This window comes from Alteromonas gracilis (assembly GCF_043642145.1).
In the GTDB taxonomy this organism is placed as follows: Bacteria; Pseudomonadota; Gammaproteobacteria; order Enterobacterales; family Alteromonadaceae; genus Alteromonas; species Alteromonas gracilis_B.
Genome location: NZ_JBHZRZ010000002.1, coordinates 34,771 through 49,794, shown reverse-complemented (window position 1 = coordinate 49,794; position 15,024 = coordinate 34,771). Strand labels below are relative to the sequence as shown.

The window sequence follows — 15,024 nt, the reverse complement described above, 5'->3', positions numbered from 1 at the left end:
ATTCGCTTTTCGCGCCAGAAATGGGTAAAATCCGCACGCGCTGCGTATAACCCTTGAAGCAAGGCAAGCAGCATATTTTGTTTAATGAATTTTTCTGCAGGTAATTTCCAGCATTATGCAACAATCGCACATTCGTAACTTCAGTATTATCGCCCACATTGACCACGGTAAGTCTACGCTGTCAGACCGTTTAATCCAGCACTGTGGAGGGCTATCAGATCGCGAAATGGCTGAACAGGTTCTCGACTCAATGGACCTGGAAAAAGAGCGCGGTATTACTATCAAGGCGCAAAGCGTTACGCTGAACTACGAAGCGCGCGATGGTGAAACATATCAGCTAAACTTCATTGACACGCCAGGACACGTTGACTTCACCTATGAAGTATCGCGCTCACTAGCCGCTTGTGAAGGCGCATTATTGGTAGTTGATGCAGGGCAAGGCGTAGAAGCTCAAACACTGGCAAACTGCTATACCGCCATCGAGATGGACATGGAAGTAGTGCCTGTGTTGAATAAAATCGACCTTCCGCAGGCCGAACCTGACCGCGTTGCAGAAGAGATTGAAGATATCGTAGGTATCGATGCACTTGATGCCGTGCGCTGTTCAGCGAAAACAGGTATTGGTATTGAAGATGTACTTGAAGTCATCGTAAATAAAATTCCACCGCCAGGAGGCGATCGCGAAGCACCGCTCAAAGCGTTGATTATCGACTCGTGGTTCGACAACTACCAAGGCGTTGTATCTTTGGTACGTATTGTTGAAGGTCAATTGAGCAAGAAAGACAAAATTCAAATTATGTCGAATGGTCAAACGCACCAAGTAGACAAAATTGGTGTGTTTACACCTAAGCCACTGGAAACCGGCATATTAAGAGCGGGTGAAGTAGGCTTTATCATTGCTGGTATTAAAGACATTCAAGGTGCACCGGTAGGTGACACTATAACGTTGGCCCGCGACCCCGCTGACGCTATGCTGCCGGGCTTTAAAAAGGTTAAACCTCAGGTTTATGCCGGTATTTTCCCAATCAGCTCAGACGATTATGAAGACTTCCGTGATGCGCTAGCTAAGCTAAGCTTAAATGATGCTTCTTTGTTTTATGAGCCAGAAAGCTCTGCAGCGCTAGGTTTTGGTTTCCGCATCGGTTTCCTTGGCATGCTTCACATGGAAATCATTCAAGAACGATTAGAGCGTGAATATGACCTTGGTCTAATTACCACAGCACCAACGGTAATTTACGAAGTAGAAACCACAAAAGGTGAAACGCTTACGGTTGATAGCCCTGCGAAATTACCACCAGTGAACGACATTGCTGAAATTCGTGAACCTATGGTTGAAGCCAACATTCTTGTGCCACAAGAATACTTAGGAAACGTTATTACGCTTTGTGTAGAAAAACGCGGCATGCAAACCAACATGACTTACCACGGCAAGCAAGTGGCGGTAACTTATGAACTGCCAATGGCAGAGGTTGTGCTGGATTTCTTTGACCGCTTAAAATCAACAAGCCGTGGTTTTGCGTCGCTAGACTACAACTTCAAGCGCTTCCAGACATCAGACATGGTCCGCGTTGATATTCTAATTAACGGCGAGCGTGTAGATGCACTTGCGGTAATCACCCACAGAGAAAATTCTCAGGGCCGTGGTCGCGAACTGGTAGAGAAGTTGCGCGAATTGATTCCACGTCAAATGTTCGATATCGCTATTCAAGCGGCTATCGGGAACCACATTGTTGCAAGAAGTACCGTGAAGCAGCTACGTAAGAACGTAATTGCAAAGTGTTACGGTGGTGACGTAAGCCGTAAGAAAAAGCTACTTCAAAAACAAAAAGAAGGTAAAAAGCGAATGAAGCAAGTGGGTAATGTTGAGTTGCCACAAGATGCGTTCCTTGCAGTACTGAAGGTGGGTAAATAATGGCAAATTACTTCTCCTTGATTTTGGTGGCACTCACCTTAATATCAGGATTAATCTGGCTAGTGGACAGCCTAGTGTTTGCACCGAAGCGAAAAGCTCGTTTACAAGCTGCGGCAACAGCAGAAGGTGCGGGCTACGGAGAAGATCCGCAACTACCGTATTTGGTTGACACTGCTCAGCAAATTTTCCCTGTTATCGCGTTTGTATTGGTATTGCGTTCGTTTTTATATGAACCATTTCAGATACCATCAGGTTCCATGATGCCTACATTGCTGGTCGGCGATTTCATATTGGTTGAAAAGTTCGCATATGGCATAAAAGACCCTGTGTTCAGAAGTAAGCTAATTGAAACTGGCGAGCCTGAGCGCGGTGACGTTGTGGTTTTCAAATACCCTGAAGACCCTTCCATTGATTACATAAAGCGCGTTATTGGTTTGCCTGGTGATACGGTGGTTTACCAAAACAAGCAGGTTTATATCAAACCTAAATGCGATACGGGAAGTGACTGCCCGAAACTTAAAGCGGTTCCTCTTACTTTCCAAGAACGTGGTGAATTCGTACAGGATATGGCACAGCTTATGCGCTATACCGAAGACTTAGGCAACGTAGAACACGATATTTTACGCCATCCTATCCGCGAGATTTCTCCAGTTAACTTTTACACTCAACCGGGTACCCGTAGCAATGAATGGATAGTACCCGAGGGGCAATATTTCGTACTGGGCGATAACCGCGACAATAGCCGAGATAGCCGTTTTTGGGGGTTTGTTCCCGATGCAAACTTGGTTGGAAAAGCCGTGGCAATTTGGATTTCATTTGAATTTGAGCGCAGCCCATCAGACTTTCTTCCAACTTGGGTACCAACAGGTGTTCGATTTGAGCGAGCAGGTGGCATTCATTAATGCAGGGAATTGATAAATATCGTCGCCTTTATAAGGCGTTAGGCTATACATTTACCAATGAAGCGTTATTGGAACAAGCGCTTACACACCGAAGCGCCGCTAAACAGCACAACGAACGACTAGAATTCTTGGGTGATGCGATTTTGGGCATGATTGTAGGCGAGACACTTTTCAGACGCTTTCCAACAGTGCCGGAAGGTAAGCTGACAAGAATGCGTTCTACCCTAGTAAAGGGCGACACGCTAGCTGAACTTGCAAAAGAAGCGAGTGTGGGCGAATTGCTAAACCTTGGACCCGGCGAGCTCAAAAGTGGGGGCCATCGCAGAAGCTCAATATTAGCCGATGCTGTTGAAGCCATTCTAGGCGCCATTTATCTTGACTCAGGGATGGATGAAGTTCGTGGCGTTATCGACCGTTTATGGGAAAGTCGAATTAAAAAGTTAGATCCAAACGCCCATCCAAAAGATAGCAAAACTCGCTTGCAAGAATTTCTGCAAGGGCGCAAGCAGGCGCTACCAACCTATGAAGTATTATCAATATCAGGCAAAGACCACGCGCAAACGTTTGAAGTGAGCTGTAAAGTGGAAAGTATGTCTGAAGCCGTTGTGGCGTCTGGTAATAGTCGTCGAAAAGCAGAACAAGAAGCTGCTCGTTTAACATTGGAGAAGCTTGATGACAACGCATGATGAATCAAATTTACCGGATATGCCTGACATTCAAACGCGCTGTGGCTTAGTTGCCATAGTAGGTCGCCCAAATGTGGGTAAATCAACATTGCTAAATCGCTTGCTAGGTCAGAAGGTAAGTATCACTTCGCGCAAGCCGCAAACTACGCGCCATCGTATTTTAGGTATAGACACCGACGGTGACTATCAGGCTATTTATGTCGATACGCCAGGGCTTCATCAAGACGAGAAGCGGGCAATCAACCGCTACATGAACCGAGCAGCGTCGAGTTCACTTGCTGAAGTTGGGTTGGTTCTGTTTGTAGTTGAGGGCGATCGCTTTAACGCCGAAGATGAAATGGTGTTAAGTAAAGTAAAACAAGCGAACCTTCCTTGCTACCTTATTGTAAACAAAATGGATAAGGTGGAAGACAAAGAAAACTTTATGGTTCACCTTCAAAAGTTAGGTGAAAAGCACGCGTTTGAGCATATGATTCCGATCAGTGCTAAACAGGGCAAAATGGTTGACGAAATCAGAGAGCTTGTTGCTAAGTCGCTGCCAAAAAGTGACTTCTTCTTTCCTGAAGACTATATCACCGACCGCTCTAGCCGCTTTATGGCCGCTGAGATCATTCGCGAAAAGCTCATGCGCTTTACAGGTGACGAACTGCCTTATTCAACCACCGTTGAGATAGAGCAGTTTAAAATGGCTGACAATGGCGTATATCGCATTAGCGGCCTAATTCTGGTTGAACGTGAAACGCAAAAACGCATGATCATTGGTAAAGGCGGTAAGCATTTGAAGACCATTGGTGAGCAGGCACGTAAAGATATGGAAAACTTGTTTGATAACAAAGTTTTTCTAGAGCTTTGGGTTAAAGTCAAACAAGGTTGGGCTGACGATGAGCGTGCACTGCGTTCGCTCGGTTACGGCGACGACAGCAATTTCTAACTCCAAATCAGTTCACAATTATTGCCCTTGCACGTAAGGGCAATAGCTTACATAAGTTATACGTCATTTTGGGAGCGTGGTATGGCAATTTCAGATATGCGTAGGCAGTACTCAAGAGGTAGTTTGAGTGAGGCTGATGTTACATCAAACCCATTTACTTTATTTGATAAATGGTTGAAAGATGCCATAGACGCTGGAATTCCCGATCCTACTGCAATGACAGTTGCTACCGTGGATGCAAGCGGTCAGCCTTCACAGCGAATCGTATTGCTAAAAGACGTTAATGAAAAAGGCTTTGTTTTTTTCACCAATCTAGGCAGTCGAAAAGCGCAAGAATTAGCGGTTAATCCTAAAGTGTCATGTCACTTTCCTTGGTTTTTTATGGAGCGCCAAGTACGGGTATGTGGCAGCGTTGAAAAACTTTCTGTTTCTGAAAACGCGGCTTACTTTTTCTCTCGCCCCAAAGACAGCCAACTTGCTGCTTATGCCTCTAAACAAAGCAAACCCATTGGAAGCAAAGAGCTACTGCTTACTCAGTTTAAACAGTTAAAAGACAAGTTCGCCAACAAAGAGCTCCCTGTTCCTGATTTTTGGGGCGGCTTTAGAATAGTGCCTCACCAAATTGAGTTCTGGCAGGGTGGGGAAGACAGACTTCACGATCGTTTCGAATACAATAAAACCGACGACGGGGTGTGGTCAACGCAGCGGTTAATGCCTTAATGTACGTCTAGACAAGTCATTGCCGCTCATAGCTAACATTGATACTTACTTGGCTTCTACTTCTACTTTTAAAGTTACGATTTGTAACGAAGTTTGGTACTTGAAGGCGAAATTCCATATACACATAGCATCTTAGACAAATAGCACCGATTCAAGCGAAGTAAGAGGAGGCCCCCAGCCGTGATTGACAGCCATTGCCACCTTGATTTGTTGGCTTCCCAAAAAGATCTTCATCGTGCTTTAGAAAAGGCCAAGGCTGAAGGTCTTACTCGCATTATGGCGCCTAGCATTACTCCTGAGTCTTGGCAATCGCTACAGGCGCTGAGCGAGCAGTACAAAAGCCTGCTTCCTATCGATACAGCCCTAGGTCTACATCCCTACTTTTTAACCGAGCGCAGTATTGATAATAAAGCGGATGTAACCGACGCAAGCCAACGCATGTTACCTGACCACCTACACCAGCTTGAAGCCGCTTCGGCTACTCTACATCCATCGGTAAAAGCCGTCGGTGAAACAGGCATAGACGGACATATTAGTGTGCCGCTTGCGCTTCAAAAGCAAGTGTTTCGCGCACATTTAACGCTCGCTGATAGAATTTCGCTCCCTGTTATTATACATCACAGAAAAAGTCATCATTTGCTGCTTGAAGGGTTCAAGCAAGCGAAGTATCAAGGTGTTGGCGTCATTCATGCGTTTTCAGGCAATGTAAACGTTGCCAAAGAATACCTTGAGCGTGGCTTCTACTTGGGTATAGGAGGTACAATAACGTACGAACGCGCGAAGAAAACCCACGAGACGTTGGGGTTCTTGCTTGAGCATCACTTCGACAGATTGCTTTTGGAAACTGACGCGCCAGATATGCCAATGTTTGGCCGGCAAGGGGAGCCCAATGAACCTTGTTACTTGCCAGATGTGGTGGACGTTATTTGCAAAAGCTATGGTGTTGCTCGTAACGAAGTTATAGCAACGACATCAGATAACTATTGTCGATTGTTTGGTGTAAAAACGGACAGCCATAGCTAAATTTACGCCACAAAACACGCGTTTAAACGAAAATAACCTCTAGCGTGTGACAGTAAAAATCCCCTATTACTCTTTGTTTTTGAATCTCTTCGACTCTATTATCTGAATAAACCACGGACGCGATTTATAAAATGCTCGGGTGAGATAAATACCAAGCATGAGCGCGAGAAACACTAGTATGCTGGCGATTAGTGCTAATTGATAACGCAGGGTTAGCGGGCTTTCTAACACGGCTTTGGTATTCATATGAATATTTACATAGCCCAGTAGGTTGTCGTCTTCGTCACTTATAACGCCAACAAAGGTAAGCGGCGTGACGCTTTGTGCCTGATTTAACGATACTACGCTGTCTATTTGAGGCAAAGGAGCAATATATCTTCCATCTTTGTCAAAAACAGACAAAGCCAAAATATGTGGTTCATTAACTAAAACAGAGGCGACACTTTCAATATACTCACGCTGTGCGAGGGTTTGGGATAGCGCTGAATCAACATCTATGTCTTCAGCCTGGTTTGAGAGCTCATCAGCAATAAAAGCCGGCTGCAGTAGATTGGCGTATTGTCTAGCAATACTTTCACCTGAGAAACGAGTTTGTACTGTGAGCCAGTCGTTCTGGTATTGCTGCAACAACAAAAGCAACACAACAATTAAAGCAAACACCGTGCTCACCACTACAGTGTGGAACAGTCGTTTTAGTACCGTGTATAGCGAGTGAGAGTCTTTCTTTGACTTTGAAATTGCTTTGTTAAGCACGTCTACCAATTCGTATATCCATAAAGTGACGAGGGTTGCCTAACAGTAGGATAATTCGAAATAATTTAAAAGGGGATATTTTATTAGTTCGCCTAATTGGTTAGCATTAGGGCATCATTTGCCAACTTCCGCAGTTTTGTGTGCGTTATGAAAGACACGCTTTTTATCGATATTAATAATGACGAAATCCATCTAGCTTCATCCCTATCACAAATTGTGAGCAAAGAGCACGACAACAGTCCGTTTTCTCAAACGCTAACTGTTTTTGGTCAAGCAATAACACCTTATTTAATCAAAAGCATCATAGACAAGCTCGAAGCCGTTTTTTCACCGGTAAGCGTAGCGTTTCATCATTTACACCAGAGATTGGGTGATGATGTGATTGAATTAAGGGGGAATCTTATTGATGTAGAGCTTGAGCAAGTTAAGCCGTTACTTGGTGATGTATCGAACGCGTTCAACCTCGATTTAGGGCTGCAATCGTCAAAGCCTTCATTGTCTGAGCCTGGTTTGCTAGTTATGGATATGGATAGCACGGTAATAGCTATCGAGTGTATTGATGAAATAGCGAAACTGGCTGGAGTAGGCGATCAAGTCGCTGAAGTTACCGCTAAAGCCATGCGTGGCGAAATCGCATTTAATGACAGCCTAACGCACAGAGTCGCTTGTTTAGAAGGCGTGCCAATCGCTCATCTCAATCAAATTCGAGACAGCATACCAATAATGCCTGGCATACAGTCATTACTTATGCACTTAAAGCAGCACAACTGGAAGCTGGCGATTGCTTCTGGAGGCTTTACGTTTTTTGCTGATCATTTAAAAGACCGACTTGGGCTCGATTTCGCAATATCTAATACGCTTGCTGTTGATAACGACCGGTTAACTGGAAAAGTAGAAGGTGAAATTGTCAACGCTGACGTAAAGGCGCGCACGGTAAGAGAGCTTGCAGAAAAATGGCAAATTCCGGCGAAACAAACTGTTGCAATGGGAGATGGGGCTAACGATCTCGTCATGATGGCTGAGTCTGCCCTTGGCGTAGCCTGTCACGGTAAGCCGCTAGTAAATGAAAAAGCGGATGTAGCGATACGCATCGGTAGCCTACACAGCCTCTTGTACTTTTTAGAAAAGTGAAGCGTTAAATTAAAAAGTGTTTTGCTAGATTGAAGGCAAGATAATTGAGAGCAAGACAATGGTAGCGAAGTTTTTAGCAAACACGACGTATTGAAAAATACGTCTCTTGTTTTTAAAAATACGCGCTAGCCTGCTCTAACAATGGCTTTTTGAGGTACGGAACTTTTAAGTGTTTTGTTCGCTGTAATATCTTCTATCGAGAAGCCGTATCGTATGAGCACTTCATCGGTCACATCGACAAGGTGAGAACACGCGGCAATACTCCACATGCTTTTTTCAAGTTCACGGGCCCTGTGCATAGCATACATGGTGACGTAATTAATCTCGGTTTGCAGCATTGTCATGTCGGGCTTTCCGGTTGTTGTCAACATAACGTGAATGGCCACAAACTGACCACGTACCATTGCTTCTCTGATGAACGCACGGCGCTGCTCGTTACTTTCAAACTTGTCGGAGTAACGTGGAATAATCGCCATTCTTGGCTCTTTTTGTGATGCATCAAATGAAATAAAGAGTTCTTGCCTTAAAGGCATGTTTTCCAGCTTAACCGCTTTAATCCCGTTTTGTACAAACGGTGTATCCTGCTTTCTATCTCTAAATAAAAACTCTAAATTCACTTTTCCTCGTTCGGCATACTGCGTAGTGAGTGTAGTGATACGTTCATCTTGCTTACCGATGATACAAGCTTGAGGAGTATAGCGGACGCCTTCTTTGTTCATCAAAAACGAGAGAGATGTAGCGTTTCTTGCGTTAATGCAACGAAGTGCTTGACCCATTCCCGGTACTTCTTCCTCGTCGCTTTCAACTTTAAGACTACCCTTATTCTTCTTTATCAACTCATCAAAGAAATTGCGTGCGCTTCGTCCTTCGTCACCGGGCATAGTTTTCAAATGCAGAATATTCTTTTCTACATTGTGATAAATGATTTCATATTGAAGGTGCATAACGTCAAACGCATTGGCAATTTCTTGAAGGCGAGGAAAAGCAACTTCAACTTTCCCTTCCAAATTACCTTTGTACTCTTTGCTTAACTCTATGCGAAGGCCAAGCCCATGCACCGAAATATCTTCGCTAACCCCTTTGTGAACCACTTCTTCATTATTGAAGCGAGCTTCAATTTGCGTTCTAAGCTGATAGCGACTCTCTATGCGCTGTTCCTCATACTTAAATCGAACAATCTGGATGTTAGATGGCGCACGGTTTCTAGGGTGGCCAAAGTTCCTCAAATGAGTGAGGTTTTCGCGATTAAATTTAAATTCATTATAGGTTTCTTGCCCGGTTACTGAGGTTACATCGGTAACATGCGCAAGGAATCGCAAGTTTTTCAGCTTAGACATCAACCGTGCAGAAGGAGGTGTATTTAGCTTCTTGACCTTGTTGCCTACGGAATCTGGAATGGAAAGCGGAATATGGGCTTGCTCAGGATCCATGTCAGTTAACGTTATTTTGAATACACGCCAACTCGCCTTTTTAGAGCCGAACCCTAAGAAAACGCGCGTAAGTACCTCTTTTTGCAGTAGCTCTTCGTAAGACGCTGAATAGAAGTAAACTTTATCGTTTTGCAAATGAGTGAAGCTAAAGACAAAAATTTCGCGTACTTCTTCCGACTTTTGTAAAAGTCGCATTAGCCGTTCTTGTGTTAACAAAAAATTCAGACGACAGTTATCGTCCTCGTCCTGCCAATACTGGACTGTCTCTCGATTGACTTCATTTGCCATAGCATAGCGGGGCACCAGTGTTTTGTTGATTACATCGATATACACGGGCAATGTGGGGCTTCGAGGAGAAAAATACTGCTCACAAATTTTGCTAGTAATAGCTTCAATTGTATTACTCATATTCACTTTATAGCGGCGCTTGTTACCATGGATAAAGCTTTCTAAGAATTTATCAAATGCTGGGCTTGGTTTTTCTTTATCACGCTGAAGCGCAAGATAGTTAACATCGTTCTTTGTCATGACCTTAACTAGCTTGTACGCAATGCCATTTTTCTTGTCCATGGCAAACTCATTCTCAAGGCCTCTGAAAAAGATAAATAAGTTTTCACCTTTTTTAAAAAACGAGTCTTTTGAGAGTTTAATTTGTAAACCTTCTAATGAAATATCTACGCTCAATCCACGCATTGATTGATTGGCGCTATTTACTATTTCGACGGCCACCGCAAAGTTCATGCGCTCTGCGTTGCGTTGGCTGTAATCGAGAAGGTTTACGGTAGGAACTTTAAATTGCTCAAGCACGGCAGAGCGTTTTTTGAGCTCAGGATTTTCTTTATCTGCACGCTCTTGAGCGAGCTCTTTTTCGCGCATTAGGCGAAAGTTATTTTCGGTGTTTTGAACAGCTTCATATACGCCGTAGGTATACCTACCGAAAACGCGTAATTGCTCCTCAAATTTATCAACGGCAAGGTCATCCATGTAGTGGCTGCGACCCTCGTGCACATATTTGTTACACTTACCGTCTACATGACCCCTTAGGTCAATGGTTCGCATACAAGGTTTAGCTAAACGCTTCACTTCCATTTTAATGAGAAAGCGCTTTTCCTTTGGCACATCAGAAGCGGTTTGAAGCAATACTTGGTTAAACTCAGGCTCGTTTACCATGGGCTTCAGCTGTTCAATAATATCAGCGTATTGCTTTAAATCTTGACTCATGAATGCGCAACTTTGTTGTTAAGTATCATTATTTTAGTTGTTATCGGCAAATCAGCAATTCTCATTAGCTTGCAAGCTTTCTTGTTTTATATAGCTAGACCGGCGTAAAACTGGACACAGGTTTGTGCTTAATTCACTGTTGTTAAGTGTTAGAATACTCTTTTTAGGCATGGGATAAAACTGGAATATGGCAAAACGTAAAACTGCTTATGTGTGTTCTGACTGTGGGGCAGAGTTTCCTCGCTGGCAAGGGCAATGTTCAGAATGTAAAGCGTGGAACACAATAAGTGAGTTTGTTGTAGCAAGTGCAAAAAGTACTACTCGCCAAACAACGTCTGGGTATGCAGGGCAAACGGCTGCCAAAATCGAAACCTTAAACGCGATAGACTTAGAATCATTGCCGCGTTTTTCATCCACTTTTAAAGAGCTCGATAGAGTATTAGGTGGGGGAATTGTGCCTGGTGCTGCAATGTTGATAGGTGGGTCTCCCGGTGCGGGTAAAAGTACGTTGCTATTGCAAGTAATGTGTCAGATGGCGCAGCATGAAACTGCCCTTTACGTAACGGGGGAGGAGTCGCTTCAACAAGTGGCGATGCGCGCTAAGCGCTTGGGTCTTCCAGACGATAAGTTGATGATGTTGGCCGAAACCAATGTGGAAACTATCTGTGATTTAGCGCTAACTAAAAAGCCTAAAATCATGGTTATCGACTCTATTCAAGTGATGCATGTGGCTGATGTTCAATCGGCGCCAGGTAGCGTATCGCAAGTAAGGGAAAGTGCCGCATACCTAACGCGTTTCGCTAAACAAAACCACATTGCCATGTTTATTGTTGGGCACGTAACTAAAGACGGTAACCTAGCTGGCCCCAAAGTTCTAGAGCACTGCATTGACAGCTCAATGATGCTAGATGGGGAAAGTGATGGTCGCTACCGCACGTTACGAAGCCATAAAAATCGCTTCGGAGCCGTTAATGAGCTTGGCGTGTTCGCTATGACCGAAAAAGGGTTAAAAGAGGTCAGCAACCCGTCTGCGATATTTTTAAGCCGTGGTGATAACGAAACTCCGGGCTCAAGCGTCATGGTTATTTGGGAGGGAACACGCCCTCTACTTGTAGAAATTCAAGCACTGGTCGATTATTCGCAAATGTCTAACCCACGCAGAATTGCTGTTGGACTTGATCAAAATCGCTTATCTATGCTTTTGGCGGTACTGCATCGTCATGGCAATGTACAAATGAATGACCAAGACGTATTTGTAAACGTAGTGGGTGGTGTACGTGTTTCAGAAACTAGCGCAGACTTAGCTTTGTTACTGGCAATGATTTCAAGCTTTAGAAATCGCTCGTTGCCAAGGGATTTGATTGTGTTCGGCGAGGTAGGCCTTGCTGGTGAAATTCGCCCGGTTCCTAATGGTACAGAACGTATCATTGAGGCTGCAAAGCACGGTTTTAAACGAGCAATAGTACCAAAAGCCAATGCGCCTAAACAGCCAATTAATGGTATGAAAGTCGTCCCTGTGGCGCGATTGTCTGAAGCGCTAGATGCACTAGAGTAATACGGAAAATCAACTGTGCTAACGTTGTTAAAATAGCAGGAAACAAACGCATGCCTAGCCGTGTCTATTGGTTGGCTTGATAGTGCTAATAAAATTTACGGCGTGCGTGTTAATTGACTAACATCCAAGCTCCAACAACACTAATGAGGAGCTTGGTACACCGCGTTGACCAAAGCATTTAAGTCTTTCTCATCAATACTGGCGTCGTCGCTGTTTAAAGCAATTAAACGGCGAAGGGCACTGATGCTGTCTACATCCATGCTTTCTACTTTGCAGCCAAGAGAAACGCAATCCTTTCGACTGTCAGCATGACGATACAATTGAGAAATGTGCAGTGTAATAACTGGGCTATCTTCATTCGCTTGAAAAGTGGCGGAGTACGGGTCGTGGCTATCGAAAGGCAGGTTAGACAAGGCTTCTTCTGTTGCTTGAAGCTTAATGCCCTGAAGCGATACGTCGCTCACTATTACATCAATATTATGTTCGTTATGTGCTAGCGTGCCGTTTACATTCAGTGACACCCGTTGAAATTGGCGCTTATCTGTCATTGCTCGAATACCTAGTGTTCGTTTACGCTGACAGTATTGGCTAATTTACGTCCGTTCGCAATCAAAAGACTAGAAATAAAAAAGGGCCAATATAGGAATATTGACCCTTAAAACAAGCTGGCAAGATAGAGAAGGTCTCAATCTGCCAGTTTGATGTTATTTAGACATGCGCTTGTATTTTAGACGGTGTGGCTCAACCACATCCTGTCCAAATTCTTGCTTCAACCAGCTTTCGTAGTCTGAATAATTGCCTTCAAAGAAGTTAATGTTGCCTTCGTCGCGGTAGTCCATGATGTGTGTAGCAACACGGTCAAGGAACCAACGGTCGTGCGAGATAACCATGGCACAGCCCGGGAATTCCAATAAGGCGTTTTCGAGTGCTCGAAGCGTTTCAACGTCTAGGTCATTGGTTGGCTCATCCAGTAGCAACACGTTGCCGCCCGCTTTTAGCAGTTTGGCTAGATGAACACGGTTACGCTCACCACCTGACAAGTCTTTAATGAACTTCTGTTGGTCGGTGCCTTTAAAGTTGAAACGGCTGCAGTACGCGCGGCTGTTTATCTCAAAGTTACCAATGCGAATGATGTCTTGTTCGTCAGAAATTTCTTTCCACACTGTGTTGTTTTCATTCATGTGGTCACGGAACTGTTCAACCGCAGCTATTTGTACAGTTTCACCCAAGTCAATGGTACCAGAATCAGGTTGCTCAGCGCCGGTAAGCATTCTGAACAAGGTCGATTTACCCGCACCGTTTGGGCCAACAATACCTACAATTGCGCCTTTCGGTACCTTAAAGGTTAAATCGTCGATGAGTAAGCGATCGCCATAAGATTTCTTAAGATTACTTACTTCAATAACCTTGTCACCTAAGCGTTCACCTGGTGGAATGAATAGCTCGTTGGTTTCGTTACGCTTTTGGTAATCGCTAGTCGACAACTCTTCAAAACGAGCCATACGCGCTTTACTCTTAGCATGACGGCCTTTCGGATTTGAGCGTACCCACTCAAGTTCCTGCTTCATGCTCTTCATTCGCGCAGTTTCAGTTCGCTCTTCTTGCTCTAGACGGTTTTCTTTTTGCTCTAACCATGACGAGTAGTTACCTTCCCATGGAATACCTTCACCACGGTCTAGTTCTAATATCCATCCTGCCACGTTATCTAGGAAGTATCTATCGTGGGTAATAGCTACCACGGTGCCTTCATAGTCGTGAAGGAAACGCTCAAGCCAAGCTACTGATTCTGCATCCAAGTGGTTGGTTGGTTCGTCAAGAAGCAACATTTCAGGTTTTTCTAAAAGCAAACGGCACAATGCTACTCGGCGACGCTCACCACCAGAAAGTTTGCTTACATCAGCATCCCAAGCCGGAAGGCGAAGCGCATCAGCGGCACGCTCTAGGGCATTTTCGAGGTTGTGCCCGTCTTTCGCTTGAATGATGGCTTCTAGCTCGCCTTGTTCTTTTGCCAGGGCATCAAAATCGGCATCTGCTTCTGCGTAGGCTGCGTATACTTCATCAAGACGAGTTAGCGCATGCTTAACATCTGCAACCGCTTCTTCAATGTTGCCGCGAACATCTTTGCTTTCATCAAGCTGTGGTTCCTGCGGCAGGTAGCCCACTTTAAGCCCTGGTTGAGGGCGCGCTTCACCTTCAATATCGGTATCAACGCCTGCCATAATGCGAAGTAAGGTTGATTTACCTGCGCCGTTTAGACCTAGCACGCCAATTTTGGCGCCCGGGAAAAAGCTTAGTGAGATATTTTTAAGAATGTGTCTGTTTGGTGGGACGATTTTCCCCACGCGATGCATACTGTAAACGTATTGAGCCATGCTCTATCCTCGCTGAAAAAGCGGTGAAAAATAAAAAGGTGTAAGCTGTGTTGAACTCTAACGTACTTAAGACGCCAGTATAGTTCAACATGCCATAACTGGTGGCGTATTCTACTCGTAACAGGGTAGTTTATGCTAGGGCCTGTTGACCTTTGATGTACAGTAAAGGTCAACAGGTCCTTGTCACAAACGGTAGCTGAATCGGCGTTTGGTGATATTTTGAGCGCTCATGGTAAAAAGATTGATTAAGGCGTCGGTTGACGCGTAGTTTTAAGGTAAACTCGCTTTCATAAGAATGAGTAATCAAGTACTTGTGAGCTTTCTACAATTAACCGAAAAGATCTGAGTACGTTTAACTCACTACTATTCATATTTTTGAACAGGTAAT

The 15,024-nt window shown here is 44.4% G+C and carries 12 protein-coding genes; 8 read left to right on the top strand and 4 right to left on the bottom strand.

Features of this window, described 5'->3' with window-relative positions; all coding sequences use genetic code 11:
* The first annotated feature begins 115 nt into the window (after positions 1–115).
* From lepA to ACHUFN_RS04305, 6 genes are all read left to right on the top strand, one after another.
* The gene (lepA, locus tag ACHUFN_RS04330; protein WP_394221087.1) at positions 116–1,912 is read left to right on the top strand and encodes a translation elongation factor 4; all 1,797 of its coding nucleotides are present in this window, start codon (positions 116–118) and stop codon (positions 1,910–1,912) included.
* On the top strand, positions 1,912–2,814 hold the full coding sequence (gene lepB / locus ACHUFN_RS04325; protein ID WP_394221086.1) for a signal peptidase I: 903 nt from the start codon (positions 1,912–1,914) through the stop codon (positions 2,812–2,814). Before lepA ends, lepB begins: the two co-directional genes overlap by 1 nt.
* Positions 2,814–3,500, top strand: a complete 687-nt coding sequence (gene rnc / locus ACHUFN_RS04320; protein WP_394221085.1) for a ribonuclease III — start codon at positions 2,814–2,816, stop codon at positions 3,498–3,500. The genes lepB and rnc overlap by 1 nt, the downstream gene beginning before the upstream one ends.
* 19 nt (positions 3,501–3,519) lie before the next feature.
* Positions 3,520–4,431, top strand: a complete 912-nt coding sequence (gene era / locus ACHUFN_RS04315; RefSeq protein ID WP_394221595.1) for a GTPase Era — start codon at positions 3,520–3,522, stop codon at positions 4,429–4,431.
* Positions 4,432–4,512: 81 nt separating this feature from the next.
* On the top strand, positions 4,513–5,151 hold the full coding sequence (gene pdxH, locus ACHUFN_RS04310) for a pyridoxamine 5'-phosphate oxidase (RefSeq protein ID WP_394221084.1): 639 nt from the start codon (positions 4,513–4,515) through the stop codon (positions 5,149–5,151).
* Positions 5,152–5,331: 180 nt separating this feature from the next.
* Complete coding sequence (locus ACHUFN_RS04305) at positions 5,332–6,174, top strand: TatD family hydrolase (protein WP_394221083.1); 843 nt, start codon at positions 5,332–5,334, stop codon at positions 6,172–6,174.
* A 66-nt stretch (positions 6,175–6,240) separates the two neighbouring features.
* On the opposite strand, the gene ACHUFN_RS04300 is transcribed toward ACHUFN_RS04305, so the two are convergent.
* Positions 6,241–6,927, bottom strand: coding sequence for a hypothetical protein (locus ACHUFN_RS04300; RefSeq protein ID WP_394221082.1), 687 nt, complete (start codon positions 6,925–6,927; stop codon positions 6,241–6,243).
* Between the two features lie 147 nt (positions 6,928–7,074).
* Between ACHUFN_RS04300 and serB the strand changes: the two genes are divergently transcribed.
* On the top strand, positions 7,075–8,058 hold the full coding sequence (gene serB / locus ACHUFN_RS04295) for a phosphoserine phosphatase SerB (protein WP_394221081.1): 984 nt from the start codon (positions 7,075–7,077) through the stop codon (positions 8,056–8,058).
* Between the two features lie 125 nt (positions 8,059–8,183).
* Here serB and ACHUFN_RS04290 read toward each other — a convergent pair whose 3' ends face one another.
* Positions 8,184–10,709, bottom strand: coding sequence for a PilZ domain-containing protein (locus ACHUFN_RS04290; protein WP_394221080.1), 2,526 nt, complete (start codon positions 10,707–10,709; stop codon positions 8,184–8,186).
* A gap of 187 nt (positions 10,710–10,896) precedes the next feature.
* On the opposite strand from ACHUFN_RS04290, the gene radA reads away from it, so the two are divergent.
* Entirely contained in the window at positions 10,897–12,264 is a 1,368-nt protein-coding gene (radA, locus tag ACHUFN_RS04285) for a DNA repair protein RadA (RefSeq protein WP_394221079.1), read from the top strand.
* Positions 12,265–12,404: 140 nt separating this feature from the next.
* On the opposite strand, the gene ACHUFN_RS04280 is transcribed toward radA, so the two are convergent.
* Positions 12,405–12,812, bottom strand: coding sequence for a PilZ domain-containing protein (locus ACHUFN_RS04280; RefSeq protein WP_394221078.1), 408 nt, complete (start codon positions 12,810–12,812; stop codon positions 12,405–12,407).
* Between the two features lie 156 nt (positions 12,813–12,968).
* Entirely contained in the window at positions 12,969–14,636 is a 1,668-nt protein-coding gene (ettA, locus tag ACHUFN_RS04275) for an energy-dependent translational throttle protein EttA (protein WP_394221077.1), read from the bottom strand.
* Between the last annotated feature and the right edge of the window lie 388 nt (positions 14,637–15,024).

Excerpts from the sequence above, each read along its gene's own strand:
- ACHUFN_RS04280 (WP_394221078.1), bottom strand. The coding sequence starts at position 12,812 with ATGACAGATAAGCGCCAATTTCAACGGGTGTCACTGAATGTAAACGGC.
- ettA (WP_394221077.1), bottom strand. The coding sequence starts at position 14,636 with ATGGCTCAATACGTTTACAGTATGCATCGCGTGGGGAAAATCGTCCCA.
- ACHUFN_RS04290 (WP_394221080.1), bottom strand. The coding sequence starts at position 10,709 with ATGAGTCAAGATTTAAAGCAATACGCTGATATTATTGAACAGCTGAAG.
- era (WP_394221595.1), top strand. The coding sequence starts at position 3,520 with ATGCCTGACATTCAAACGCGCTGTGGCTTAGTTGCCATAGTAGGTCGC.
- rnc (WP_394221085.1), top strand. The coding sequence starts at position 2,814 with ATGCAGGGAATTGATAAATATCGTCGCCTTTATAAGGCGTTAGGCTAT.
- lepA (WP_394221087.1), top strand. The coding sequence starts at position 116 with ATGCAACAATCGCACATTCGTAACTTCAGTATTATCGCCCACATTGAC.
- serB (WP_394221081.1), top strand. The coding sequence starts at position 7,075 with ATGAAAGACACGCTTTTTATCGATATTAATAATGACGAAATCCATCTA.
- pdxH (WP_394221084.1), top strand. The coding sequence starts at position 4,513 with ATGGCAATTTCAGATATGCGTAGGCAGTACTCAAGAGGTAGTTTGAGT.
- lepB (WP_394221086.1), top strand. The coding sequence starts at position 1,912 with ATGGCAAATTACTTCTCCTTGATTTTGGTGGCACTCACCTTAATATCA.
- radA (WP_394221079.1), top strand. The coding sequence starts at position 10,897 with ATGGCAAAACGTAAAACTGCTTATGTGTGTTCTGACTGTGGGGCAGAG.